The 26,036-nt window shown below is 70.0% G+C and carries 22 protein-coding genes and 5 pseudogenes; 16 read left to right on the top strand and 11 right to left on the bottom strand.

What is annotated here, in order from left to right:
- Positions 1 to 72 precede the first annotated feature (72 nt).
- From gyrB to dnaA, 5 genes are all read right to left on the bottom strand, one after another.
- Complete coding sequence (gene gyrB, locus BJP60_RS14905; protein ID WP_238439462.1) at positions 73 to 2,130, bottom strand: DNA topoisomerase (ATP-hydrolyzing) subunit B; 2,058 nt, start codon at positions 2,128 to 2,130, stop codon at positions 73 to 75.
- 122 nt (positions 2,131 to 2,252) lie between these two features.
- Entirely contained in the window at positions 2,253 to 2,741 is a 489-nt protein-coding gene (locus BJP60_RS14900) for a DUF721 domain-containing protein (protein WP_203136682.1), read from the bottom strand.
- Positions 2,738 to 3,919 (bottom strand): DNA replication/repair protein RecF, encoded by a 1,182-nt coding sequence (recF, locus tag BJP60_RS14895; protein ID WP_203136680.1) that lies wholly within the window; start codon positions 3,917 to 3,919, stop codon positions 2,738 to 2,740. The genes BJP60_RS14900 and recF overlap by 4 nt, the downstream gene beginning before the upstream one ends.
- A gap of 78 nt (positions 3,920 to 3,997) precedes the next feature.
- Positions 3,998 to 5,140: a DNA polymerase III subunit beta gene (gene dnaN / locus BJP60_RS14890; RefSeq protein ID WP_203136678.1), complete on the bottom strand. Its 1,143-nt coding sequence runs from the start codon at positions 5,138 to 5,140 to the stop codon at positions 3,998 to 4,000.
- Positions 5,141 to 5,703: 563 nt separating this feature from the next.
- Positions 5,704 to 6,975, bottom strand: coding sequence for a chromosomal replication initiator protein DnaA (gene dnaA, locus BJP60_RS14885; RefSeq protein ID WP_442923427.1), 1,272 nt, complete (start codon positions 6,973 to 6,975; stop codon positions 5,704 to 5,706).
- 482 nt (positions 6,976 to 7,457) lie between these two features.
- Between dnaA and rpmH the strand changes: the two genes are divergently transcribed.
- From rpmH to BJP60_RS14815, 14 genes and pseudogenes are all read left to right on the top strand, one after another.
- Complete coding sequence (gene rpmH, locus BJP60_RS14880) at positions 7,458 to 7,595, top strand: 50S ribosomal protein L34 (RefSeq protein WP_043595303.1); 138 nt, start codon at positions 7,458 to 7,460, stop codon at positions 7,593 to 7,595.
- The gene (rnpA, locus tag BJP60_RS14875; protein WP_336244352.1) at positions 7,534 to 7,956 is read left to right on the top strand and encodes a ribonuclease P protein component; all 423 of its coding nucleotides are present in this window, start codon (positions 7,534 to 7,536) and stop codon (positions 7,954 to 7,956) included. Before rpmH ends, rnpA begins: the two co-directional genes overlap by 62 nt.
- Entirely contained in the window at positions 7,953 to 8,303 is a 351-nt protein-coding gene (gene yidD / locus BJP60_RS14870) for a membrane protein insertion efficiency factor YidD (RefSeq protein WP_203136672.1), read from the top strand. Before rnpA ends, yidD begins: the two co-directional genes overlap by 4 nt.
- 6 nt (positions 8,304 to 8,309) lie before the next feature.
- Positions 8,310 to 9,376, top strand: a pseudogene (gene yidC, locus BJP60_RS14865) (membrane protein insertase YidC).
- A gap of 49 nt (positions 9,377 to 9,425) precedes the next feature.
- Positions 9,426 to 9,917 carry a Jag family protein gene (locus BJP60_RS14860; RefSeq protein ID WP_203136670.1) on the top strand — a complete coding sequence of 164 codons (492 nt, stop codon included), beginning with the start codon at positions 9,426 to 9,428 and terminating at the stop codon, positions 9,915 to 9,917.
- Positions 9,914 to 10,554: pseudogene (gene rsmG / locus BJP60_RS14855) on the top strand (16S rRNA (guanine(527)-N(7))-methyltransferase RsmG). The gene BJP60_RS14860 and the pseudogene rsmG overlap by 4 nt, the downstream one beginning before the upstream one ends.
- Before the next feature lie 281 nt (positions 10,555 to 10,835).
- Positions 10,836 to 11,325: pseudogene (locus tag BJP60_RS15575) on the top strand (acylglycerol kinase family protein); the annotation flags it as partial.
- Positions 11,307 to 11,984: pseudogene (locus BJP60_RS15570) on the top strand (hypothetical protein). The pseudogenes BJP60_RS15575 and BJP60_RS15570, both read left to right, overlap by 19 nt.
- A gap of 543 nt (positions 11,985 to 12,527) precedes the next feature.
- Positions 12,528 to 13,459: pseudogene (locus BJP60_RS14840) on the top strand (ParA family protein).
- Positions 13,459 to 14,442, top strand: coding sequence for a ParB/RepB/Spo0J family partition protein (locus BJP60_RS14835; protein ID WP_203136665.1), 984 nt, complete (start codon positions 13,459 to 13,461; stop codon positions 14,440 to 14,442). Before BJP60_RS14840 ends, BJP60_RS14835 begins: the two are co-directional and overlap by 1 nt.
- Before the next feature lie 107 nt (positions 14,443 to 14,549).
- Positions 14,550 to 15,434, top strand: coding sequence for an SDR family oxidoreductase (locus BJP60_RS14830; protein WP_238439461.1), 885 nt, complete (start codon positions 14,550 to 14,552; stop codon positions 15,432 to 15,434).
- The gene (locus BJP60_RS14825; RefSeq protein ID WP_203136664.1) at positions 15,434 to 15,691 is read left to right on the top strand and encodes a DUF7218 family protein; all 258 of its coding nucleotides are present in this window, start codon (positions 15,434 to 15,436) and stop codon (positions 15,689 to 15,691) included. The genes BJP60_RS14830 and BJP60_RS14825 overlap by 1 nt, the downstream gene beginning before the upstream one ends.
- Positions 15,692 to 15,790: 99 nt before the next feature.
- Entirely contained in the window at positions 15,791 to 16,138 is a 348-nt protein-coding gene (locus BJP60_RS14820; RefSeq protein ID WP_203136663.1) for a tryptophan synthase subunit alpha, read from the top strand.
- 21 nt (positions 16,139 to 16,159) lie between these two features.
- Positions 16,160 to 16,342, top strand: coding sequence for a hypothetical protein (locus tag BJP60_RS14815; RefSeq protein ID WP_203136662.1), 183 nt, complete (start codon positions 16,160 to 16,162; stop codon positions 16,340 to 16,342).
- 123 nt (positions 16,343 to 16,465) lie between these two features.
- Here the strand turns inward: BJP60_RS14815 and trxA are convergent, their stop codons facing one another.
- From trxA to BJP60_RS14785, 6 genes are all read right to left on the bottom strand, one after another.
- Positions 16,466 to 16,789, bottom strand: a complete 324-nt coding sequence (trxA, locus tag BJP60_RS14810) for a thioredoxin (protein ID WP_203136661.1) — start codon at positions 16,787 to 16,789, stop codon at positions 16,466 to 16,468.
- Positions 16,790 to 16,851: 62 nt separating this feature from the next.
- On the bottom strand, positions 16,852 to 17,820 hold the full coding sequence (gene trxB / locus BJP60_RS14805; protein WP_203136660.1) for a thioredoxin-disulfide reductase: 969 nt from the start codon (positions 17,818 to 17,820) through the stop codon (positions 16,852 to 16,854).
- Positions 17,821 to 17,910: 90 nt separating this feature from the next.
- Positions 17,911 to 18,369, bottom strand: coding sequence for a DUF4383 domain-containing protein (locus BJP60_RS14800; protein WP_203136659.1), 459 nt, complete (start codon positions 18,367 to 18,369; stop codon positions 17,911 to 17,913).
- Positions 18,370 to 18,547: 178 nt separating this feature from the next.
- A complete protein-coding gene (gene murJ, locus BJP60_RS14795) occupies positions 18,548 to 20,143 on the bottom strand; it encodes a murein biosynthesis integral membrane protein MurJ (protein WP_203136658.1) in 1,596 nt (531 codons plus the stop codon).
- Positions 20,136 to 22,361: a DUF6049 family protein gene (locus BJP60_RS14790; protein WP_203136656.1), complete on the bottom strand. Its 2,226-nt coding sequence runs from the start codon at positions 22,359 to 22,361 to the stop codon at positions 20,136 to 20,138. Before BJP60_RS14790 ends, murJ begins: the two co-directional genes overlap by 8 nt.
- A 121-nt stretch (positions 22,362 to 22,482) precedes the next feature.
- Positions 22,483 to 23,448, bottom strand: a complete 966-nt coding sequence (locus tag BJP60_RS14785; protein WP_203136655.1) for a LacI family DNA-binding transcriptional regulator — start codon at positions 23,446 to 23,448, stop codon at positions 22,483 to 22,485.
- Positions 23,449 to 23,534: 86 nt separating this feature from the next.
- On the opposite strand from BJP60_RS14785, the gene galT reads away from it, so the two are divergent.
- Complete coding sequence (gene galT, locus BJP60_RS14780) at positions 23,535 to 24,722, top strand: galactose-1-phosphate uridylyltransferase (RefSeq protein ID WP_203136654.1); 1,188 nt, start codon at positions 23,535 to 23,537, stop codon at positions 24,720 to 24,722.
- On the top strand, positions 24,719 to 25,927 hold the full coding sequence (gene galK / locus BJP60_RS14775) for a galactokinase (protein WP_203136653.1): 1,209 nt from the start codon (positions 24,719 to 24,721) through the stop codon (positions 25,925 to 25,927). The genes galT and galK overlap by 4 nt, the downstream gene beginning before the upstream one ends.
- Positions 25,928 to 26,036 lie beyond the last annotated feature (109 nt).

The following is a 26,036-nucleotide window of genomic DNA, read 5'->3' as shown; positions in this document are numbered from 1 at the left end:
TCTGGACCGTTTCGACTCGCTCGCTTCGCTCGCTCGCTCAACGACCGGGTCGTGGGAGCAGAGCGCGACGAGCTAGATGTCCAGGAACCTCACGTCCTTGGCGTTGCGCTGAATGAACGAGCGGCGGGACTCGACGTCCTCGCCCATGAGCACCGAGAAGATCTCGTCGGCCGCGGCCGCGTCGTCGATCGTGACCTGACGCAGCGTCCGGGTCTCCGGATTCATGGTGGTGTCCCACAGCTCGTGGTCGTTCATCTCGCCGAGACCCTTGTAGCGCTGGATGCCGGCGTCCTTGGGCAGGCGCTTGCCGGCCGCGGTGCCCTCCTTGATCAGGGCGTCGCGCTCGCGGTCGCTGTAGACGTACTCGTGCGACGCGTTCGACCACTTCAGGCGGTACAGCGGCGGCATCGCGAGGTACACGTAGCCGGCCTCCACGAGACCGCGCATGTAGCGGAACAGCAGCGTCAGCAGCAGCGTCGTGATGTGCTGACCGTCGACGTCGGCATCCGTCATCAGGACGATCTTGTGGTACCGCGCCTTGTCGATGTCGAACTCCGGCCCGATGCCCGTGCCGAAGGCCTGGATCATCGCCTGGACTTCCTTGTTGCCCAGCGCCTTGTCGATGCGCGCGCGCTCGACGTTCAGGATCTTGCCACGCAGCGCGAGGATCGCCTGCGTGTGCGGGTCGCGGCCGCCGACGGCCGAGCCGCCGGCCGAGTCGCCCTCGACCAGGAAGATCTCCGAGATCGACGGGTCCTTCGACGTGCAGTCCTTAAGCTTGTCGGGCATCGCCGCGGACTCGAACACGCTCTTGCGGCGGGCGGTCTCGCGGGCCTTGCGGGCCGCGAGGCGCGCGGTCGCCGCGTCGATCGCCTTGCGGATGACGTTCTTCGCCTGCGCGGGGTTGCGCTCGAACCAGTCGGAGAGCTGGTCTCCGACGACCTTCTGCACGAATGCCTTGGCCTCGGTGTTGCCGAGCTTGGTCTTGGTCTGACCCTCGAACTGCGGCTCCGACAGCTTCACGGAGATGACCGCCGTGAGGCCCTCGCGCACGTCGTCGCCCGTGAGGTTGTCGTCCTTCTCCTTGAGGAGGTTGTTCGCGCGCGCGTACTTGTTCACGAGGGTCGTGAGCGCCGCGCGGAAGCCCTCCTCGTGCGTGCCGCCCTCGTGCGTGTTGATCATGTTCGCGTAGGTGAAGACGTTCTCGCTGTAGGAGGTCGTCCACTGCATCGCGATCTCGACCGACATCCGGCCGTCCGCCTGCTCCTGCTCGAGCACGACGATGTCCTCGTTCACGCGCTCGGCCTTGCGCACCTTGTTCAGGTATTCGACGTAGTCGACCAGGCCGCGCTCGTAGTAGAAGACGTTGTGGCGCTTGACCATCTCGGTCGAGCCGTCCTCGCGCTCGACCTCTTCGGCCGAGTCGGGACGCTCGTCGTACAGCTCGATGCGCAGGCCCTTGTTCAGGAACGCGGTCTGCTGGAAGCGCGTGCGCAGCGTCTCGTAGTCGAAGTCGACGCCCTCGGTGAAGATGTCCGGGTCCGGCCAGAACGTGATGGTGGTGCCGGTCTCGTCGGTCGCCTCGCCCTTGTCCACGGGCGCGAGCGGCACGCCGCCGCCCTGGAACGACTGGCGCCACACGTGGCCCTGGCGCTTGACGACCGCGTCGAGCCGCGTGGAGAGCGCGTTCACGACGGACGAGCCGACGCCGTGCAGGCCGCCGGAGACCGCATACCCGCCGCCGCCGAACTTGCCGCCGGCGTGCAGCACGGTCAGTACGACCTCGAGCGTGGACTTGCCCTCGGTCTTGTGCATGTCCACGGGGATGCCGCGGCCGTTGTCGACGCAGCGCAGCCCGCCGTCCTCGAGCAGCGTCACGACGATCGAGTCGCAGTAGCCGGCGAGGTGCTCGTCCACCGAGTTGTCGACGATCTCGTACACGAGGTGGTGCAGTCCTCGGGGGCCCGTCGAGCCGATGTACATGCCGGGGCGCTTGCGGACCGCCTCGAGACCCTCCAGGACCTGGATGGCGTCTGCGCCGTACTCTCCCCCGACCTTCTTCCCGTTCTGGGATCCGTTCGGGGTCGGATCGATCGGCGCGTTCTGCTCGTCCTGGTTGTCCATCGTCATGTGAGAAGGCGCTCCACATCTGTATTCGGGTGCACCGCCATCCTATCAAGCGGGAGCGATCCGACTGCCCGTGACAGGCCCGCAGACGCACGAAAAAGGATCGGGTGACCCCGGATCGTGGGCTAGCCGTAGGTATCGCGCGGGCCACGCCCTGGAATCGATCTGCGACCCCATTTCCAGGTGGGGACGTCCGGCCCCACGAAGCGCACCGACGACACGCCCGCCTCCGGGTACCGCGTGACGATCTGCGTGAGGATCTGGGCGCGCATGTACGACAGGTTCTTGGCCCAGGCGGTCGAGTCGCACTGGATCGTGAGCATGCCGTCCGTGAGGGACACCGGGCTCGCATGCTGCGCCGTCTCGGCGCCCGCCACGTCCTCCCACTGGCGCACGAGGTCCTCGCGGGCCAGCTGCGGCGCCCATCCGTGCGCGGTGGTGAGCTTGTCGAGCGCGTCGCCGAGCGAGCCGGGATCGCGCCCCGGCGTGAACGGCTGGTTCTCGTCGTCCTCGGAGCGGCGCTTCTTGTTGCGCCACTGCGCCCGGCGGCTCGGCTCGAGCCCGCGCAGCCGCAGGTAGGTCGAAATGGTCTCGGGGATCTCGTCGCCGGTCACGCCTCGCCTCCCGCCGGGACGAGCGGATGCTCGCTCAGGGGGCCCAGGACGCGGCCGCCCTCGATGCGCACCGCATTGGCGCGCAGCGCCTCGGGCACGTCGTTCGCCACCGCGGCCGTCACGACGACCTGCTCGTAGTCGGCGACCACGCCGGCGAGGCGGGCGCGACGGTCGGCGTCGAGCTCGGCGAAGACATCGTCGAGGATCAGCACCGGATCGCCACCGGGCGACTCCGCGCGCAGCAGCTCGGCGGATGCGAGCCGCAACGCGAGCGCGACCGACCACGACTCGCCGTGCGAGGCGTACCCCTTCACGGGAAGACCCCGCACCCGCAGGACGAGGTCGTCGCGATGCGGCCCGACGAGCGTGAGCCCGCGATCGAGCTCGGCCGCGCGCTTGTCGGCGAGTGCCGCCCGGAACAGCTCGGCCGTCGCTCCCGCGCCCGCCTCCTGATGGTCGTCGCCCTCCTCGGGATCGCCGCCGCGCACCGACAGCGCCCACTCGAGCTGCGGCCGGTGGTCCTCTCCCGCGATCGCGGCATACGCCGCCGAGACGGGAGCGCTCAGATCCTGCGCGAGTCGCGTGCGCGCGTCGATGATCTCGGATCCCAGGGCGACGAGCTTGTCGTCCCACACGTCGAGGGTCGGCAGCTGCGCGGCCTTGAGGCCGCGCGCCCGCGCGGACTTCAGCAGCGCGGTGCGCTGACGGAGAGTCCGGTCGTAGTCGGCCAGCACCGCAGACATCCGCGGCGTGCGCTGGATCAGCAGCTGGTCGGCGAACCGGCGGCGCGACGACGGGTCGCCGCGCACGATCTGCAGGTCCTCGGGAGCGAACAGCACCACCTGCGCGTACCGCGGCAGCTCGTTCGTGCGCACGGGGGACCCGCCGATGCGCGCCTTGTTCGAGCCCTGCTTGTTGAGCTGCAGCTCGAGCGTCACGCGCCGCTCGCCGTGCGCGAGCCGGGCCCGCACGAATGCGGCGTCGCAGCCCTCGCGGACGAGGGGCGCATCCGCGGAGACGCGGTGGGAGCCGAGCGTGGCGAGGTAGGCGATCGCCTCGGCGAGGTTCGTCTTCCCCTGGCCGTTGCGTCCGACGAGCACATTCGGCCCGGGGCGGAGCGCGAGCTCGGCTTCCGCGTAGTTGCGGAAGTCCTTCAGGCTCAGGTGCTCCACGATCATTGTTCGAGCCTAACGAGCGGCACTGTCAACGCCCCGGGCGTCGAGCAGAGCGACCGGTCGACGGTCGCCGCCGGATGATTACCGCAGCAGCAGGTTGGGCTGCAGCAGGTACTTGAACGAGTCGTTGCCCGCCTGCTCGACGGAGGTCTGGCTGGTGATCAGCACGGGGCTGAGCTTGTTGGCGTTGTCGCTCGAGGTGAACGTGATCCGCACGAACTCGCTGCGGACGGCAGCGAGCGACTCGAGCAGGTACTGCGGGTTCAGTCCGAGCGTGACGTCCTCGCCCTGCAGGTGGGCGTCGACCGACTCGGACGCGCGTGCCTGCTCGCCGCCCGAGGCGTCCATGGTCACGGACGACGTCGAGAACGTGAAGCGCAGCGGCGCCGACCGGTCGAGCACGAGGGCCACACGACGGACGGCCTCGGTGAGGTCGGCAGTGCTGACCACCGCGTAGTGATCGGTCTGCTCGGGGAACAGGCGACGGACGGGCGGGAAGTTGCCCTTGATCAGCAGCGACGTGACGGTCTTGTTGCCGGCCGTGAACGCGATGATCTCGCGGTCGCCCGATCCCGAGAACGCGATCGAGATGTTGCCGCCGTGCGAGAACGTCTTGCCGACCTCCTGCAGCGTGCGCGCCGGCACGAGCGCGTGAGCCTCCTGCTGCCCACCGTCCCAGTCGATGTCGCGCAGCGCCACGCGGTAGCGGTCGGTCGCGACGAGGCTGAGCTGCTGACCGGTCACCTCGAGCTGCACACCCGTGAGCACGGGCGTCACGTCGTCGCGCGACGCGGCGAAGGCCACCTGCGAGATCGCGGTCGCGAAGTCGTCCGCCGGCACGAGTCCCGACTCGCCCGTGACCTCGGGGATCGCGGGGTATTCCTCGACGGGCATCGAGGCCAGCGCGAACCGCGCCGAGCCGCAGGTGAGCGCGATGTTGCCGTCTTCCTCCGTCGCCATCTGGATGGGCGCATTGGGCAGGCGGCTGGCGATGTCCGACAGCAGACGACCGTGGACCAGGATCGTGCCGGGCTCGTCGACGGTCGCCTCGATCGTCGTACGCGCCGACGCCTCGTAGTCGAACGCCGACAGCGCGAGCGCGCCGTCCTCGGTGGCCTCGATCAGCACGCCGGCCAGGATCGGCTGGGGATTGCGCTGGGGCAGCAGCTTGACGACGAACGACACGGCCTCGCTGAACACGTCGCGGTTCACGTGGAACTTCACTTGTGCTTCCCCTCGAATCACACACTGCGGTGCCGCCCCGGGTTCCGCGGACAACACGTCACGGACCTCGGCGCCCGTGGGCCTCCCATGCTAGTGCCCACGTCGGATTCGACGTGATTCCACGCATTTCGCCGGTCACGGTGATCGGAGTCCCTGTGAAGAGAAGTGATCTCTTAGTCGTAGTAACACCTGTGGAAAATGTGGATAACTCTGTGGATCCCGGTCGCGCGTAGGGAACTACAAGATTGTGAGATGTGGATCCGGTGCGGATGAGCGGGGGAGGATCCGGCGGCCGTGTCACCTCCCTTGACATGCGCATCCACATCGTGTTCGCGTGTCGTTCACATCACCGAAGGCGTGTCTCAACAGTTATCCCCAAGTTATCCACAAGTGGGGAAAGTCTTATAGAGGCACTTCCGGAGGGGTGTCAAGCGCGGATCGCGGCATACGTGGTGGGCGAACCGAAGCCGTCAGCGGAATGTCGAGGGGCGTCGGCGAAGCCCGGGGGGGACGCACGACGCCGCCCCCACGCGGAGCGCGTGAGGGCGGCGAGGAGGAGCGGGTCAGCGACGGCCGAGCTGCGTGGTGATCTCGGTGACCTGGTTGTAGATCGAGCGGCGCTCCTTCATGAGGTCGCTGATCTTCTTGTACGCGTACATCACCGTCGTGTGATCGCGCCCGCCGAACAGCTGTCCGATCTTCGGGAGCGACAGGCTCGTGCGCTCGCGGCACAGATACATCGCGATCTGACGCGCCTGCGCGACCGCCTGGGAACGGCTGGAGCCGTACAGGTCGTCGACCGTGAGCTTGAAGTAGGCGGCGGTCGCCGTGATGATGTCGTTCTCCGACACCACGTTGTCCTCTGTCTGGTCGACGATGTCGCGCAGCACGTTCTGCGCGAGCTGGATGTCGACCTCCGAGCGGTTCAGACTGGCGAAGGCCGAGACGCGGATCAGCGCGCCCTCGAGCTCGCGGATGTTCGTCGAGACGACGGTGGCGATGTACTCCACGACGTCGTCGGGGATGTAGAGGCGCTCGGACTGCGCCTTCTTGCGCAGGATCGCGATGCGGGTCTCGAGGTCGGGGGCCTGCACGTCGGTGATCAGACCCCACTCGAAGCGGCTGCGCATCCGGTCCTCGAAGCCGGTGAGGTGCTTGGGAGCGACATCCGACGTGATGACGACCTGCTTGTCATGGTCGTGCAGCGTGTTGAAGGTGTGGAAGAAGGCCTCCTGGGTCTCGGCCTTCCCCTGCAGGAACTGGATGTCGTCGATCAGCAGGATGTCCACGTCGCGGTAGCGCGCGTTGAATGCCGCTCCCCGGTTGTTGGCGATCGAGTTGATGAAGTCGTTCGTGAACTCCTCGCTCGAGACGTACCTGACGCGGACGCCGGCGAACAGGCTCTGCGCGTAGTCGCCGATCGCGTGCAGCAGGTGCGTCTTGCCGAGGCCCGAGTCGCCGTAGATGAACAGCGGGTTGTACGCCTTGGCGGGCGCCTCCGCGACCGCGACGGCCGCGGCATGCGCGAATCGGTTCGACTGGCCGATCACGAAGTTGTCGAACGTGTACTTCGGGTTCAGCCGGGTGTCGCTGCGGCTGGGGGTGTGCGCGTCCGTCGGGGCCTCGACCGGGCGCTGCTGCGGAGGCGGGTTCTCGATCGGGGGAAGCGTGGTCGGCAGCTGGGCCTCGGAGAGGTCGGGGCTCACGGTGACGCGGAACGACTGGGCATCGCCGCCCACCCGGGCGAGCGCCTCCATGATGGGCTCGCGCAGGCGCTTGGTGATCTGCGCGGCGGTCAGGTCGTTGGGAACCGCGAGATAGAGCGTCCCGCCCATCACGCCCTCGGCGACGACGAGGCTGAGGAAGCCCTTCATGGGCGGCGTGACGCGCGGGTCGTGCTCGAGCTCGCCGAGCACGGATCGCCAGGCAGGCACCTCCGGGAACTGCTGCGCCGGAGGAACGTCGTCTGGAGTGGTCATGGGCCCCCCTCGTGAAGTCCGAGCCATCCACAGGGCATCCTCTCGGGTGAGGGTGCCGCCGCGCGATCATGCGCTTCAGCCTGTGGATAACTGGTGCCACGCTAGTCACCGAGGGGGCCGACAGCAAACCCTGTCGCGCTGATTCGGACGGCTCGACGCGTGTCCCTGCACGGGCGGGCGCGGGGCTGTGGAGATACTGTCAGGTTGCCGCGCCAGTTTGCGCGAATCACAAGGCCGGACGTAACCTAAGTCGGTTGACTTATGCCCTCGCGGCATTCCCGTACCGTCTACGTCCCCGGCAGCATCCATCCCGGTGACACCTTCTCCGGAGTGATCCCATGAGCAAGCGCACCTTCCAGCCCAACAACCGTCGTCGCGCCAAGAAGCACGGCTTCCGCGCCCGCATGCGCACGCGTGCCGGCCGCGCGATCCTCGCCGCGCGCCGCGGCAAGGGCCGCACCGAGCTGTCGGCGTAACGCCGCCGCTCTGCAACGGACCGTGCTCGCGCGGCCGAGACGCCTCACCCGCGGCGACGACTATCGGTTCGTCGTCCGCAGGGGCGCTCGGTGCGCGGGTGCGAACACGGTGACCCACGTGATCCTGACAGCCGAACCGCGCGCCGCGCGGTTCGGCTTCATCGTGAGCAAGGCCGTGGGCAACGCCGTCACGCGCAACACGGTGCGGCGGCGTCTCAAGGCCGTGTGCGCCGAAGCGCTCCCCGACGTGCGCGAGGGCGCCGACGTGGTGATCCGTGCGCTGCCGTCGGCCGCGACCGCCTCGTTCCAGGATCTGCGCGCCGAGGTGGCGCGCTGCCTTGCGCGGAGGGCGGCGGCATGAGCGTGCTGCCGGCGTCGGCTCGCGGAACCGGGCACCTGCACGCCGCGGATGCGCTCGCGGCGGTGCCGCTGCTGCCCCGCAACGCAGGGCTCGCCCTGCTTCACGGCTACCGGGCCGTGATCTCTCCGCTCTACGGAGAGGTGTGCCGGTACTACCCCTCCTGCTCGGCGTACGCGGTGACCGCGGTTCAGCAGCACGGGCTCCTGAAGGGCTCGGTGCTCGCGGCGGCGCGCATCGCCCGATGCAATCCTTGGGCGGCCGGCGGGCAGGACGACGTGCGTCCGCATCCGGCCTTCCGCCATGACCTCACCCCCCACGGCTTCGTCGTGCCCGCTCGAAAGGACTGATCCTTCGTGGATTTCTTCGGAACCATCCTCTGGCCCCTGAAGTGGGCCGTGGAGGCCATCCTGGTCGCCTGGCACTGGCTGTTCACCTCGATCGGGCTGCCTGCGGCCGGCGGCATCACCTGGATGCTCGCGCTGCTGGGCGTCGTGATCGTCGTGCGTGCGGCGCTGATCCCGCTCTTCGTGCGCCAGATCAAGAGCCAGCGCGCGATGATGGAGCTCGCTCCGCAGATCCGGAAGATCCAGGAGCGCTACAAGGGCAAGCGCGACCAGCTCTCTCGTGAGGCCATGAGCCGCGAGACGATGGACCTGTACAAGAAGCACGGCTCGAGCCCGCTCAGCGGCTGCTGGCCGCTGCTCGTGCAGATGCCGATCTTCTTCTCGATGTACTACACGCTGTCGGACGTCAAGCTGCATGCGGCCAAAGACCGCGGCGGTGTCGGGCTGCTCAATGCCGAGCTGACGCAGCAGTTCAACGACGCCAAGCTGTTCGAGATCGCACCCTTCCACCAGACGCTGGGCGACGCGTGGGCCGCGGGCTCGACCGCGACGATCATCATCCTGGCCGTGCTCGTGGTGCTGATGATCGCGTCGCAGTTCTACACGCAGCTGCAGATCATCTCGAAGAACCTCTCCCCGAGGCCAAGACCGGCCAGGCCTACCAGATGCAGCGCATCATGCTGTGGGTCCTCCCGCTCGGCTTCATCTTCTCGGGCGTCTTCTTCCCGCTCGGCCTGGTGCTCTACTGGTTCTTCAGCAACCTGTGGACCATGGCGCAGCAGTTCGTGATCATCCGCGAGCTGCCGACGCCCGGCTCCGAGGCCGCCAAGGCCCGCGAGGAGCGTCTCGCCCGCCGCGGCAAGGCACTGAACTCTCAGGGCAAGGTCGTCCCGATGGCCGTTTACGAGGAGGAGCAGCGTCGCCTGCTCGCCGAGTCCGAGAAGCGCAAGGCGCAGCAGCCCAAGCGGCAGCAGCCCATGGGCAAGCAGCGCGCGAAGAAGCAGGCGCAGCAGCGCACGGATGGTCCGTCCGGTCCGTCGAAAGACGACGGCACGGCCGGCGCTCCGGTCAAGTAAGCGCCTCTGACCTGGCCTTTGCTTCTCACGACATCGAGGACCCCCGCATATGACCACCACTGACGCCACCGGCGACACCCCCACCGTGGCCGAGCTCGAGACCGAGGGCGACATCGCCGCCGATTACGTCGAGGGGCTTCTCGACATCACCGACATCGACGGCGACCTGACGCTCGACGTCAAGCAGGGGCGCGCCTATGTGTCGGTCGAGTCGGACGACGACTCGCTAGCGGTGCTGACGAATCCCGACACGGTGCAGGCGCTGCAGGAGCTCACGCGCCTCGCGGTGCAGGCGAAGACGGGGCGCTTTTCGCGCCTGATCCTCGACGTGGGCGGATCTCGCGATGCCCGGCAGCGTCAGCTCGAGAAGCTCGTCGACGCCGCGGTCGCTCGCCTCGACGAGGGGGCGTCGCAGGCGTCGCTGCCCGCGATGTCGAGCTACGAGCGCAAGCTCGTGCACGACATCGTCGCCGACCGCGGCCTGGTCTCGGAGTCCTACGGCGACGGCGCCGACCGCCACACCGTCATCCGCCGGGGCTGAGCGTGGAGGGCCTCGAACCGGAGCCCGCGGCGGCCGCCGATCTCTTCGGGGACCGCATCGCACTCGCGCGGCAGTTCACCGCGGCGCTCGCGGACAGGGCGAGGAGCGCGGGCTGATCGGGCCGCTCGAGGTGCCGCGGCTGTGGACGCGGCACATCCTGAACAGCGCGATCGCCGCTCCCCTGTTCCCCGCGGGTGGTGTCGTGGGAGACGTCGGTTCGGGTGCAGGGCTCCCCGGGCTGGTGCTCGCGATCGCGCGTCCGGACGTGCGGTTCGTGCTCATCGAGCCCATGGAGCGGCGCGTGACCTGGCTCGAGGAGCAGGTGACGGCGCTCGGATTGACGAACGTCGAGGTGCTGCGGGCTCGGGCCGAGGAAGCCGGCCGGTACGAGGGCATGCTCGATGCCGTCACCGCTCGCGCGGTGAGCGCGCTGCGCACCCTGATCCCGTGGGTCGCTCCCCTCGCGCGTGATGGCGGCGAGCTGATCCTGCTCAAGGGCATGGGTGCTCCGGCCGAGATCGAGGCCGCACAGAAGGCCATCCGCAAGTACAAGCTGTCGGACGTGCGCGTCGAGGTGTTGGGCGAGGGCCTGCTCGCTGAGGAGACACGCGTCGTTCGAGCGATCGTGCGCGCCTGAGCGGAAGCCTCTGCGCCGCGTTTCACGTGAAACATCCGCGGCGCCGGCTGAGACGCCACGTGTGTGGTCGGTCGCTCTCGGCTTGTACCGCACGAGGCGCGTGGCGACTTCACGGCCGTGGCTGACTGTTGTCGGCTGTCGCCCGGTGGTGTCTCCTGTGGTCGCGTTCGCTCCCCACTGCTTATGAGGACGCCCGTGGCGAGGGTTCTGCGCCCGATCGGCGCGCGGGATACGCCGGGTGTCTTGGTCGGGCTCACGGCCTGCTGCACGTCCGATCCGGCATGGCGGGCGACGGTCGTTTCACGTGGAACACCGGCGTCCACGTGACGATCGCGGCCCCCGCGGGCTGCGCGTTTCACGTGAAACATCGTCACGGCTCCTCCGCCCCGTTTCACGTGAAACCGGGCGCGACCCCGGACCAGCGTGGCAGTGCGGACGTCGCTCGCCGGCACGGACTCGTGGTCATCCCCTCGGCCGGCGGAGGCGCGGCCAGGGGCCTGGGCGCGCGTCTGGCGCACCAGCTTGCCGAACGGGGTGTGGAGGTCGTCGGGCTCTCCGCGCTCACTGCGGAGGTCGCGCTTGCGAACGTGCGTCGCGAACTCTCCGGACTCGACGCGTTGGTGGTCGTCGGCGGAGACGGAATGGTGCACCCGGCGATCCAAGCGCTTGCCGAGTCGGCCGTTCCTGGGCATCGTGCCGGTCGGCACCGGCAACGACTTCGCGGCGGCAGTGGGCGTGCCGCGCGACGCCGTGTGCGCGGGGGCGGACGTGATCGAGCGGTCGACGACGCGCAGGCCCCCGAGCGATGTCGACTCGCTGCGCGTGACCGGTGCCGGGGTGGAGGGCTGCGTGACCGGCAGCGACCCCGTGCGGTGGTGGCAGGCGCGGTCTCCGCAGGGCTCGACGCGGCGGTCAACGCGCGAGCGCACGGCGTGCGCTTCCCTCGTGGTTCGTCACGCTATGTCGCGGCTGCGCTGCGCGAGATCCTCGCGTACCGCTCGTGGCGAAACCGCGTGACCGCGGACGGAGCCTAGACCACTCCCCCACAACGCGCGCACCTGAAGACTTTCGCCGGGCTGCACGTGATCGACGCCGACCTGGGTGCGGGACGCGACTTCACGTGGGTGGACCGCGAAGCGCTCGTGACCGTCGCGAATGCCCCGGCATTCGGTGGCGGAATTCGGGTGGCACCGCACGCCCGGATGGACGACGGCCTGCTGCAGCTCGTCCTCGCACGCGACGTCGGCCGACTCTCCGCGGCGCAGCTGTTCCCGCTGATGGCTCTCGGCGCGCACTTGCGGTCGCCGAAGCTGCGCGCGGTCACCGTGCGCGATGGCGATCGAATCGCCGGGCCACCCCGCCGTGTATGGCGATGGCGAGCGCATTGGAACCACTCCCGTACGGTTCGAGGTCGTTCGCGGCGGCCTTGACCTGCTGCGTAGATGTTTCATGTGAAACAGCTGCAATGCGCCGCGGCGTGCACGCAGCCGCACCAGCCGTAGTCGCCCCCGCAGCGGTCGGATAGGCCATCCTCGTGTGGTCCGACCCTGCTCGTCACGTCGCTGACAGGAGGCGGGGGTAGCGCGGGCGGAGCAGACCATCTGTCGAACTCGTCATGAGGTGAGAGTGCCCTCCATCAACGCGCTCCTAAGGCTGCGCCCACGGATGTGTGACGGTGCTGATCGGCGCAGATGTTCGTAGTCGGAGCGGTGCCATCCACGCGGGAAGGTATGTTTCACGTGAAACATCTTGCAAGGCGCCCCGGGCGTGAGGTGTGGCACCGCGACGACACCTGGCTAGACCCAGTACGCCGCCCGCATTCGCGCCCATCCGAGGCGGGTGCCCACCACTTCGGGACTCAACGCTGAAGTGGGACATCGAGCGGCGCCGCGCGCACCGCATCGGTCGGTCGTGTCGGTGCGGGCGGTTAGAGTAGGGGAGGCCAATCGCTCGCGAAGGGAAGAGTGTTTCACGTGAAACAGTCCGAGAAGGCGGCGTCGTTCGCACTCCCCGACGACACCCCTCTCGCTCGCGAGCTGGCCGATCTGTCGGCTCGACGCCGGGCGCTCGAGGGTGTCGAGGTGCAGTTCCCGGGACGCACCCGGATCATGACGATCTCGAACCAGAAGGGCGGCGTCGGCAAGACCACCACCACGGTCAATGTCGCCGCGGCTCTCGCATCTCTCGGCGGGCGCGTGCTCGTGATCGACCTGGATCCGCAGGGCAACGCGTCCACCGCTCTCGGCATCCCCCACAGCGCCGACACCCCGAGCATCTACGACGTCCTGATCGACGGCTTCCCCCTGTCGGACGTCGTCCAGACCAGCCCAGAGTCGGAGACGCTGTTCTGCGCTCCCAGCAACATCCACCTCGCGGGGCGGAGATCGAGCTGGTCACGCAGGTCGCGCGCGAGCAGCGCCTGAAGACCGCGATCGACGACTTCGTTCGCGAGCAGGAGAAACCGCTCGACTTCATCCTGATCGACTGCCCGCCGTCCCTCGGGCTGCTGACGATCAACGCCTTCACGGCGGCGGAGGAGGTCTTCCTCCCCATCCAGTGCGAGTACTACGCGCTCGAGGGCCTGAGCCAGCTGCTCGGCAACGTGAAGATGATCCAGAAGCACCTGAATCCGCGGCTGCATCTGTCGACCATCCTCCTGACGATGTACGACGGACGGACGAAGCTCGCCCAGCAGGTCGCGGACGAGGTGCGCAACCACTTCGAGACCGAGGTGCTGCGCACGATGATCCCCCGGTCAGTGCGGATTTCCGAGGCGCCGAGCTTCGGCCAGACGGTGATCGCATACGACGGCAATTCGGCGGGCGCGATCGCGTACCGCGAGGCCGCGGTGGAGATCGTGCGGCGGGGTCGCGATGACGCCGCGGAGACGGGAGAGGAAGATTGATGGCGAAGCGAACGGGATTGGGACGGGGTATCGGCGCGCTGATCCCCACGGCGGACTCGAGTGAGGCACGCCCCGTGGACGTCTTCTTCCCCGGCGCCCCGACCAAGAAGGCTGCCGAGGCCGCGGACCGGGCGACAGCAGAGGCGGAGATCGCCGAAGACGACCTGGTCGCGGTGCCCGGTGCGCGACTCGTGCACATCGATCCGCACAGCATCGTTCCGAACCCGCGGCAGCCGCGCACGCACTTCGACCCGGAGGACCTCGCAGAGCTCGTGCACAGCGTGCGGGAGTTCGGCGTGCTGCAGCCCGTCGTCGTCCGCGACAAGGGTGACGGCACGTACGAGCTCATCATGGGGGAGCGCCGCACCCGCGCCTCGCGCGAGGCAGGGCTTACGGACATCCCCGCGATCGTGCGCGACACGTCGGACGAGAACCTCCTGCGCGATGCGCTGCTCGAGAACCTCCACCGGTCCGAGCTGAACCCGCTGGAAGAAGCCTCCGCCTATCAGCAGCTGCTCGACGACTTCGGCATCACGCAGGATGAGCTTGCGAAGCGGATCGGCCGGTCGCGCCCGCAGATCAGCAACACCATCCGCCTGCTTCGCCTGCCCGTGCCCGTGCAGCAGCGCGTCGCCGCCGGTGTCCTGAGCGCCGGTCACGCGCGCGCGATCCTGTCGCTCGACGACGCCGACGTGATGCAGCGCCTGTCGGACAAGATCGTCAACGAGGACCTGTCGGTGCGCGCCGCCGAGGCGGCCGCCAAGACGGTCGCGGCGGAGAGCGGCCCCCGCTCCCCCAAGCCTCAGCCGGGCGCGCGGCGGGCGTTCCTCAACGACGTCGCGGACCGCCTCGGCGACCGCCTCAACACGAAGGTGAAGATCGACCTGACCTCGCGGAAGGGACAGATCAAGATCGACTTCGCGACGATTCAGGACCTCAACCGCATTCTGACCGAGCTCGGCGAAGAGGGCTACGGCAACTAGCGCCCTTCCGTCGTTAGGGGCAGGTGCCCACCTCCGTCAAGGGGGTGGGGTCCGTCGGCGGCCCTTCGTAGCGTGGAGGCACAGACCAACCACGCTAGGAGGACTTCGTGAGCGACACTCAAGCACAGGACCCGCGTGAGCCTTCGGGGAGCTTCCCCGAGCAGGAGCAGCCGGACCAGCCCGGACTGACAGACGACATGGCCCCCACGCCCGATCATGGCGAGAACAGCTGGGTCGGACGCGGGCGTCTGGAGGGTCGCAAGGCGCTCATCACCGGCGGCGACTCCGGGATCGGCCGTGCCGTCGCGATCGCGTATGCGCGCGAGGGCGCGGACGTCGCCATCGTCTACCTTCCGGAAGAGGAGAAGGACGCACAGGAGACCGAGCGCTTCGTGACCGAGGCCGGCCGCAAGTGCGTGCTGCTGCCCGCAGACCTGACGGAAGAGCAGGCCTGCATCGACGTGGTGTCGCAGGCGCGTGAGCAGCTCGGCGGTCTGGACATCCTCATTCCGAATGCGGCATATCAGCGTCAGCGCGAGGGCGTCGACACCCTCCAGGCCTCCGAGATCGAGAAGACGTTCCACACCAACCTGGTCTCGACCATGCTGCTTGCCCGCGAGGCGGTGCCACACATGTCCCCCGGCGCATCCATTATCGTCACGTCGTCCATCCAGGCGTCGCAGCCGTCTTCGGGTCTGCTCGACTACGCCATGACGAAGGCGGCTCTCGTGGCGTTCGCGCAGGCGCTCGCGGAGGAGCTCGGTCCGAAGGGCATCCGCGTGAACGCGGTGGCGCCCGGGCCGATCTGGACGCCGCTGATCCCTGCCACGGGCTTCCCCGCGGACAAGGTGAAGGAGTTCGGGCAGGACACCCCGCTCGGCCGCGCGGGTCAGCCGAGCGAGCTCGCGGGCGCGTACGTGTATCTCGCGAGCGACGAGGCGTCCTACACCTCGGGCGCGGTCGTGCCGGTCACGGGCGGGAAGCCGTTCTGATGCCGAACAACAGCATCAAGGACGAGGAGCTGTACGAGAAGCTCCGTGACGAGGGCAACTCGAAGGAGAAGGCCGCGCGCATCTCCAACGCCGCGGCGCGCGACGGACGCGACGAGGTCGGCGAGCGCGGCGGCAACGCCGAGAACTACGAGGATCGCACGGTCGACGAGCTGAAGAAGCGCGCGAAGGACGTCGGCATCGAGGGGTACTCGAAGCTCAAGAAGGATGAGCTGATCGACAAGCTGCGCAACCACTAGTCGGACGCGGCGACCCGCGGACGAGCCCCGCGCCTCTGAGAGGCGCGGGGCTTTTCCACATCCGGATCCCACTCAGCCGCACGCGCGTAGCCTTGATGGGTGAGCGATCCGATCGAACTCCCCGGCCGACGCGCGAGCGTCGAGGTGCTGCGCGCCGAGGCTGCCGATGAGCTCGCGACGCTCGTGCATGAGCGGCTTCGGGCGGGTGAGGATCCGTGGGAGTTCATGGAGGACCTGCCGACGGTCGACGAGCTCGTCGTCTTCACGCTGCGCGCGGAGCACATCGAGGCCGACGGCGGCCTGCGCCCCACAGCCGCGCGCAACCAGCGCCTGCTGCGCCTCATCGCACAGGAGTATCCCGAGCTCACCAAGGCGGTCTGGCGCCTGATCGGCCAGGAGAACACGCACCGCCGCTGGGACGCCGTCGTACGCGTCGTCGGGCCCTGAGGACCGCGGTAGGGTGAGCGCATGCTCGCCGGCCTGCATCTGCTGATCGTCCTCCTGGTGTGGCTAGCGGCGTTTGTCGTCATCGGCCTCGCTCTGTACGCGATCGTGCGACTTGCTGTGACCCATGCGCTGCGTGCACACGCCGCTTCGACGCGCCGGGAGGCCGGCGGTCCATCGTTCCCCGAGGCGACGCCCGGAGCCTGACGCGACGAGCGGCGCACGCACTGCCCACCGTTCACGGGGCGGCGCCACACGACCCGTGACGCGACGAAGCCCCCGACCCGAGGGCCGAGGGCTTCGTGAGAGCGGAAAGCGCTGAGGCGACGGTTACTTCAGGAACTCCGCGAGGTCCTGCTCGAGCGCGAACTTCGGCTTGGCGCCGATGATCGTCGTGGCGACCTCGCCGCCCTTGAACACCTTCATCGCCGGGATCGACGTGATCTGGTACTTCATCGCCAGATCGGGGTTCTCGTCGACGTTGAGCTTGAGGATCGTGATCTTGTCGGGGTTCTCGGCCTGGATCTCGTCGAGCACGGGCGAGACCATGCGACACGGGCCGCACCACGCGGCCCAGAAGTCGACGAGCACGGGGCCGTCGGCCTGCAGCACGTCCTGCTCGAAGGTGGCCGAGGTGGTTGCCTTGGCGGTCATGTGTGTCTCCTGTCGTGAAGATCGTTCTCCACCCGTAACGCGGGTGGCGTGGATGTTGTTCCTCAGGCCTCGACCAGCTGGTCCACGGCCGGGGCCGGCTCGCCCGCGTCGCCGCGCGCCGCCAGGTAATGCTCGGCGTCCAGCGCCGCGACTGTGCCGCTGGCGGCGGCCGTGCTCGCCTGGCGGTACGTCGGGTCGATCACGTCGCCCGCGGCGAAGACGCCCGGAGCCGACGTGCGCGACGAACGACCGTCGACCCAGATGGTGCCGTCCTGCGTGAGGTCGAGCTTGTCGTGCACGAGGTGCGTGCGCGGGTCGTTGCCGATCGCGATGAACAGACCCTCGACAGCCAGGTCGCGCGCCTCGCCCGTGACGGTGTCGCGCAGGGTCACTCCGGCCACGGCCGTGTCGCCCAGGATGTCGGTGACCTCGGCGTTCCAGATGAACTCGATCTTGTCGTTCGCGAAAGCGCGGTCCTGCATGATCTTGGAGGCCTTGAGGCTGTCGCGGCGGTGGATCACGTAGACCTTGGACGCGAACTTCGTCAGGAAGTTCGCCTCCTCCATCGCCGAGTCGCCGCCGCCCACGACGGCGATCGTCTTCTCGCGGAAGAAGAAGCCGTCGCACGTGGCGCACCACGAGACGCCGTAGCCCGAGAGGCGATCCTCGCCCTCGATGCCGAGCTTGCGGTAGGCGGATCCGGTGGCGAAGATGACGGCCTCCGCCTCCTCGGTCTTCCCGCTGCCCAGCGTGACCTTCTTGACGTCGCCCGACAGGTCGAGCTCGGTGACGTCGTCGTAGGCGATCTCGGCGCCGAACCGCTCGGCCTGCTGCTGCATCTTGGCCATGAGGTCGGGACCCATGATGCCCTCGGGGAAGCCGGGGAAGTTCTCGACCTCGGTCGTGTTCATCAGCTCACCGCCGACCTCGACGGAGCTGGCCACGACGAGGGGGTTCAGGTTCGCACGCGCGGCGTAGATGGCGGCCGTGAAGCCGGCCGGTCCCGATCCGATGATGATGAGCTGTCGCACGTGCGCCTCCTAGGTTCTGACTGCCAGAACACATGGTACGTCCGCCGTATTCCATAGACGTGAATCTATGGAATACGGCGGACGGAGTCGTCAGGCGCGCAGGGCGTCGCGCGCGCCGCGGCCCAGCAGGATGCCGAGACCGATCATGGTCACGGCGAGCGCGAAGTGCAGCCAGTTGTCGGCCGTGTTGAGCGGCACGAAGTTGGCGGCACTGTCGTGCGGGATGAACAGTCCGTACAGCCACAGCAGGGCGTAGACCGCGCCACCCCAGATCAGGTAGGCCCGGGAGAAGCCGAACGCGCGGGCTGCGAGCAGACCTACGACGCCGTAGAGGATGTGGACGATGTTGTGCAGGATCGAGACCTGGAAGATGCCGAGCAGCATCGCCTCCGACGTGTGGCCGGCGAACTGCAGCGACTCGATGCCCGTCGTGAGGCCCGGGATGAAGCCTCCGACGCCGACGATGAGGAACACGATCCCGTAGATCAGTGCAACCTTCTGGACCGGCGTCTCGGCGTAGGTGCCGTTGGTGCGATTTGCGGTGGTCATGGTGTGCCTCTCTCCGCGCGGCAGCGGGACCGCGCGGATTCTCAGAGAATCAGTCCTGATCCCGCGTCAGAAAGTGGCTTGACGCGGGACGGGTGGAAGTGCGTAGGGGATCAGCGAGCGAAGAGCCGGTTCCCGCTCAGCGGGAGAGCGGCGATCGTGCGGAGGATCGGGGCGGGCCTCAGCGTCCGACGAGGCGGCGCACGAGCCCGAACGCGGCCCGCAGCTCCGGGGCGCGGAAAATCGCGAGGATCGCGACGTAGACGAGGAGGGCGACGGCGCCGACGACGCAGACCCCGACGGCTCCCTGGAACATGCCCGCCGTCATCCATCCGGCCTCGGCCCCCGAGAGCAGGTAGACGCCCCAGCCGGCCGCCCCGGCCGGAACCGCCGCGAGCGTGAAGCGTGCGAGGGCCCAGAGGTTCCCCGCCATGCCGAGCGATCCCAGCCGGCGGTGCAGCAGCCAGCTGGCGAGGATCACCTGGGCCAGGCTCGACAGCGACTGCGCTGCCGCGACGGACGCCGCGAGCAGCTCCTGCGGGACGAACAGCGGCATCAGCAGGGCGAGGCCGATGGCGATCGCGGCCTGGAACACCGTGAAGAAGAACGGCGTGCGGGTGTCGCCGTACGCATAGAACGCGCGCTGCACGACGAACTGCACGGCGAGCGGCACGAGACCGACCAGGAAGCCGATCAGCACGGGCGCGAGGGCGACCGCCTGGCCGGGGCTGTTCGCGATGATCCGGGCGGCGGGGACCGCGGCCACGATCACGGCGGTGGCGGCGATCACGACGAGCAGGCCGAGCGTGCGCACCGCGCGCCCGATGTCGGCGCGGACCTCGCTGTCGCGACCGGCGCTCGCGTGCTCGCTGAGCTGGGTGAAGTAGGGGGTGCCGATCGACATCACGATGATCGAGTACGGGAGCATGAAGATCAGCCACGCGTTGTACCAGGCCGCCGTCGCGGCGTTCTGGCCCGAGGCGCCCGAGATCACGTTCTGCTGCACGCCCGACACGACGAGTCCGACGAGCAGCATCGCGACCGTCCATCCGGCGAGGTTCCGGATCTCGCCGAGGCCCATGCCGCGCCAGCCGAAGTCCAGCCGGACCCGTAGGCCCGTGCGACGCCAGAAGAACAGCAGCAGGGCCGTCTGCGACACGATGCCGAGGGTCGTGAGGCCGCCCAGCACCGCGATCATCGTGGCGTCCCAGTACTCGACCTCGTTGCGGTTGCTGCCGAACAGGGCCATGAAGAGGAGGAAGCCCGCGATCGAGACGACGTTGTTCGCGATCGGCGCCCACGCGTAGGGGCCGAAGACGCGCCGCGCATTGAGGGTCTCGCCCAGCAGCGCGAACATCCCGTAGAAGAGGATCTGCGGCAGGCACCACAGCGCGAACGCGGTCGCCAGGGCGTGCTGCTCCGGGATGAACCGCGCGGAGAACGCCGTCACCAGCAGGGGTGCGCAGAGCATGGCAAGTGCCGTGACGCCGAGCAGGATGACCGCCGCGAGCGTGAAGAACTTGGAGATGTACGCCTGCCCGCCGTCCTCGTGACCGCTCCACTTGACCACCTGCGGCACGATCACGGCCGTCAGGACGCCGGCCGAGATCACCTGGAAGATGTAGTTGGGCAGCTGGTTCGCGATCGCGAACGCGTCCGAGGCATGACCGATCGAGCCGATCGCGAGCACCAGCACCGTCGCGCGCAGCAGGCCCGTCACGCGGGAGACGAGCGTGCCCGCGGCAATCATCGCGCTCGCGCGCCCGATGCTATGCATCCGGGTCCTTCCGGTCGGTGTCGGCCGCGTCCTGTGCGCGCGGCCCGGCGACGTCCTGTGTCTCGGAGTCGGTGTCGGCGCCGTCCGGCGCCGCGGCATCCTGCGGACGGCGGCGACGGCGCTCGCGGCGGACGGTCCGCACGATGCCGATGCCGATCAGTCCGACGACCAACGCGCCGAGCACGACGATGCCGATCCGCTCCCAGTCGGCGCGCACCGTGACCTCGACGGTCTGGCGCGGCCCGATGTCCGCGAGCGTCGGGCTCTTGAGCGACAGCTCGATGTCGACGTCGCCGCTGCCGACGCGGGCCTCGACGGGCACCTGCACCGCCTGCACGCTGCGCGGCTGGATCGTCACCGGCACCATGTCGGCGACGTCGAGGCGCGGATCCGTCGGCCGGGCCAGCAGCGTGACCGTCGCCGGGTACGGCAGATCGTTGCGCACCCAGACCGGCAGATTCGCGCCGGCGCTGATCAGGTTGACCGGCTCCGGGTCCTGGATGCCGACGGCATTCGCGCGTTCCCGGGTGTTCTCACGGAACTGGCCCAGCACGTCTCGCCACTGCGGGCCCCGCCCGTCCCAGCCGACGCCGAGCACCTGCAGGGCCTCGGCCCGCACGAGTCCGGTGAGGGTCTCGGGTTGCTCGAGCACGGTGGCGGTGACGCCCACGCGCTCCTCGGCGTCCGCGAGCTCCGCGACGAAGTCGACGCGCTCCTCGTCCGGCGCCGTCTCGTCGGGCGTGATGGCGGCGGGCTCGCCGCCCAGCAGATCCTCCAGGCCCTGCGGATCGACCGCCGTGCTCAGCGTGACGACGTCCAGCGCGTCGCTCAGCCGCACGCCGAGCGGCGACGTGACCTCCTCCGCGCCCGCGTCGGCCTCCGCCTCGTTCTGCGCGTCCAGGTACCCGGTCGTGAGATCCCGGTCCAGCGCGACGAGCACGGGTGCGTCGCCGGCCTCGCGGCCCGCGAACCACAGCTCGGCGCTCGCGGCCGCGGCGGCGGCGTCCCGCTCCTGCGCGCCGTCGGTGCGGGCGACGGCGTCGATCGCGCGCGACGCCTCGGCGTCGTAGACCAGCCCCACGCCGCCCCCGGCCGTCTCACCGAAGGCCGGGACGGTGCCTCCGTCCGCCCCCTCCGCGGTCGCGCTGGAGGGGGTCAGGGCGACGGCCTCGGGATCCGCGGCGCGCAGGCCGTCGATCACGTCGGCGGTCGCGTGCCCCGGAGCGGGCCAGTAGAGAGACGTCTCCGCGTCGCCGATGTCGAGCAGGTCCTCGAGCGCCAGCTCCGACGTCTCGTCGTCGGGAACGCTGGCGGGCGACTCGGTCGGGGTCGGCGACGGATCCGGCGCGGTCTCGCGCTGCACGTATCCCTCGAGCGACAGCGGCTGCAGCGGCGCGGAGAGACCGGCCTGGAGCTGAGCCGCGACATCCGCGTCGCCGAACTGGAGCGCGAAGCGGTCGTTCGACACCAGGATCAGGTCTTCCAGCCACTCGACGGCGCTGAGGGGCGCGTTGTCGCCCAGGGCGCGGATCGCAGCGGGGATGGCCGGGTCCACGGCGAGGATCGCCTCGGATCCGGCCGCGGCCTCCAGCTGTGCGGTGAGCGCGCCGTCAGGTGCGGTGAGGGTCTCGAGGGCCGAGCCGTCGAGCATGCCGCCCCCGGCGAGAGGGGCCGTGATCGGCATGACGACGCCGACGGGCTCGGCCTCGTCCGCGACGACGACCACGCTCTCGGCCGTGGCGCCGTCGAAGCGGGCACGGAGCGGGTAGACGCCGGGACCGAGCTCGCCGAGCTCGTCGTGCCCCGCGGCGATCGTGACGCCGACGGTTCCGGTCTCGCCCGGGGCGACGTCCTCGGCCGTCCCCGAGCCGATGGGCGTGAGCTCGACATCCGCATCGTCGCCGCCGAGCCATGCCCGCAGGTCCTCACGGCCGTCGAGCGGCGTGCGGCCCAGCTCGATCACCGCGGTGGACCCCTCCAGCGCCTGATCCGAGACGTTCTCGATCGTGAGGGTCGTCGTCAGGGCGGTTCCGGGCCGCAACACGCCGCGGGAGGCGGCGGCGAGCGAGAGCTCGGGAGGCTCCTCCTCGGTCACGGCGGCCTGCACGGGCGGCGCGCACGTCAGCCCCAGGAGCACGGCGAACGCCGCAGCGGGGAGGGGGGCGAGGAAGCGCCGCCTGCTGTGGGCGGCCCGGCGCCGGGGGAGATCCGTCGTCATGGTGATTCTGATCGCGGCCCTGCCGGGGGCGGTCCGGCCGCGGATCCTCTCGATTCTACGGAGGAGGCTGTGGATCATCCGGATGCGACGGGCCGGAGCGATCCGCACCGGGTGCGCCGGCTCAGGCGCTGCGGCGTATCACGAGGCGTGTCGGGATGACCGTGCGGGCCGGGGTCTCGCCGCCCTCGACGCGGGTCAGCAGCAGGGCGACCGCCTCCCGTCCCAGCGCGTCGAAGTCCTGCGCGACGGTCGTGAGCGGCGGCTGGAACTCGGCCGCGTCCGCAACGTCGTCGAAGCCGATCACGGCCACGTCGGGGCGTTCCGCCTCGCGCAGCGCACGCAGCAGCCCGAGCGCCATCTGGTCGTTCGCGGCGAACACCGCGCCGACAGCGGGATCGGCCGCGAGTTCGCGGCCCACGGCGAAGCCCGACGCCGACGTCCAGTCGCCCCGGACCGGATCGGGAAGCACCGCCCCCTCCTGCGCCGACCGCCAGCCGTGCTCGCGCTGGTCGGCGGCGTAGGAACCTGCAGGTCCCGCGAGGTGATGGACGATCGGGTGACCGGATGACCGCAGGTGCGCGACGGCGGAGGCCGCTCCCCCGGCGTGATCCGACGCGATCACGGCGATGCCCTCGGTCGGCGCCGCGTCGACCGCGACGAGCGGGAATGCGGGCGCGGCGGCGGCGCGCACCGTGGGCGTGGCCTCGTTAAGTGCGATGACGCCGTCCACGCCCTGGTCGGCGAGCGCCGCGTACGCCGCAGAGAGCGCGTCGACCGTGTCGTCCCCGAGCGTCAGCACGAGCACCGCGTGGTCGCGTGCGGCTCCCGCCGCGACCACGGCTTCGAGCATGCGGGCGTTGCCCACCGACGTGAGCGTGCGCACCAGCACGCCGATCGTGCGCGTGCGCCCCGTGCGCAGCGCGCGCGCCGCCCGATGGGGTCGGTAGCCGAGCTCCGCCATGGCGGCCTCCACGCGGGCGCGGGTGTCCGGATCGACCCTCGCCGAGCCGTTCGCGACGCGCGAGACCGTCTGTCCGGACACGCCCGCGCGCCGCGCGACGTCCGCGGCCGACACGCTGCGCGCCATCCGATCACCCCTTGCTGTTGCGGGCACCGCAACCTCAGCACCTATCATGCATGTTGACGTCAACACGCGCACGCCGAAGGATTCCGATGACCTCCTCCCCGAATCAGACGACGCCAGAGCCGGTCGAGCTCGGTGCCGGCGTCGTGCGGCGCGCGACGACGCTCGCCGACGGTCGCGAGCTGCTCTACTACGACGACCCCGGCACGACCCTGCCCCCCGAGCGCCACGTCGACGAGCGCGACCTGCCGCCGCGTCCCGAGACCGCGACGATGCGCCGCGACGTCCTGACGGGCGACTGGATCTCGGTGGCCGCCGCGCGGCAGAGCCGCGTCGTGATGCCGCCCGCGGACCTGGATCCGCTCGCGCCCCAGTCGCCCACGAACCCGTCCGAGCTGCCGAGCCTGTACGACGTCGCGGTCTTCGAGAACCGCTCCCCCTCGTTCGGACCCGCGCTCGACAAGGCGGTCGGCACCGCGCCCGCGGCCGCCGATCCGGCGCGCGGACTCGACGACCTCGTCGCTCCGGGCCTCGGCCGCTCGCGCACCTCGGTCGGCCGCTGCGAGGTCGTGTGCTTCAGCCCCGAGCGCACGGGATCCTTCGGCACGCAGTCGGTCACGCGTGCGCGCACCGTGATCGAGGCGTGGGCCGACCGCACGGCGGCGCTGTCGGCGCTGCCGGGCGTGCGGCAGGTGTTCGTGTTCGAGAACCGCGGTGCCGAGATCGGCGTGACGCTGCAGCACCCGCACGGCCAGATCTACGCGTACCCGTACGTCACGCCGCGCACCAGCCTGCTGCTCGCCGCGATCGAACGCGAGGGCGCCGACCTGTTCTCGCGCATCATCGAGTTCGAGGCCGCAGGGCCCCGCGTGCTGCTGGAGGGCGAGCACTGGATCGCGTACGTGCCGTTCGCGGCGCGCTGGCCCATCGAGGTGCACATGGCACCCCGACGCCACGTCGCCGACTTCGCGGCGCTGAGCGACGCCGAGCGCGACGAGCTCGCCCCGCTGTACCTGCGGCTGCTGCGCGGCGTCGACGCGCTCTACGGGACGCCGACGCCGTACATCGCGGCCTGGCATCAGGCACCGGTCGACCTCGGGCGCGACAGCGCGCGGCTGCACCTGCAGCTGACGTCGCCGCGCCGCGGGGCCGACAAGCTCAAGTTCCTCGCCGGATCGGAGGCCGCCATGGGCGCCTGGATCGGCGACATCCCGCCCGAGCAGAGCGCCGATCGACTGCGTGAGGCCCTCGCAACCATCACGGAGGACGTCGAGTGACCGCGTCGCAGACCGCGCTGCAGGATGCCGCGCACCTCTTCACCGAGCTCGTCGGCGGGGAGCCGGAAGGGGTCTGGTCGTCCGCGGGCCGGGCGAACCTCATCGGCGAGCACACGGACTACAACGAGGGCTTCGTCCTCCCCTTCGCGATCCAGTACCGCACGTACGCGGCCGCGCGCCTCCGTCGGGACGGCGTGCTGCGCGTCGCGTCGACGTTCGCGCCCGGTGCCGTCGAGCTGCCGGTCCCCGCGCTCGCGGACGCCTTCGGCGGATCCGCGGGCGCCGCGGTCGCGGCAGGCACGGTGCCCGAGTGGGCGGCATACCCGCTCGGCGTGGCGTGGGCCGCGCTCGCCGCGGCCGGCCGCGCGGGAACGGACGTGCCGGGCGTCGACATCGCGATCGCCTCCGACGTGCCGGTCGGCGCGGGACTGTCCTCCTCGGCGGCCATCGAGGGCTCCGTCGCGGCCGCGCTGAACGACCTGTGGCGGCTCGACCTCGCACCGCTGGACCTGGCGAAGGCCGGTCGCCGCGCGGAGAACGAGGCCGTCGGCGCCCCGACCGGGATCATGGATCAGGTCTCGTCGATCATGGGCCGGGCGGATGCCGCGACGTTCCTCGACTGCCGGAGCCTCGAGACCCGCTCGGTCGATCTCGGCCTGGAGCGCGAGGGCCTCGTGCTGCTCGCGATCGACACCAAGGTCGAGCACGCGCATGCCAGCGGCGGCTATCGCGACCGTCGGGCCGCGTGCGAGCGCGGCGCCGCGGCGCTGGGCGTGCCGTCGCTGCGCGACGTCGGGGCAGCGGACCTCGACCGCGCTCGCGACCTCCTGGACGAGGTCACGTTCCGCCGGGTGCGGCACATCGTCACCGAGAATCAGCGCGTGCTCGACACCGTGGGGGCGCTCGGCGCGTCCGGACCGCGCGCGATCGGCGAGCTGCTCGTGGCGTCGCACGCGTCGATGCGCGACGACTTCGAGATCTCGGTCCCCGAACTCGACACGGCCGTCGAGGCCGCGCTCGGGGCCGGCGCGATCGGCGCGCGCATGACGGGCGGCGGCTTCGGCGGCTCCGCCATCGCGCTCGTCGAGGCGAGCGCTGCCGACGCGGTGGCGGACGCCGCCGCGCGGGCGTTCGCCGACCGCGGCTACACGGCGCCGCACGTCTTCGCCGTCGTGCCGTCGGAGGGCGCGCGGCGCGACAGCTGACCCACCGGGTCCGCCTTCGCGTGCTCCGTCATCCGCACAACGCAGGAGCCGATGGCGCCGACACGCCGAGGCGCCGGCGTGTCCCGGCGTGTCGGACGTGCCGATCCTG

This window comes from Microbacterium sp. JZ31 (genome assembly GCF_016805985.1).
GTDB lineage: Bacteria > Actinomycetota > Actinomycetes > Actinomycetales > Microbacteriaceae > Microbacterium.
Note: the sequence above shows the minus strand (reverse complement) of the source record. Positions and strands in the feature narration are given on the sequence as shown.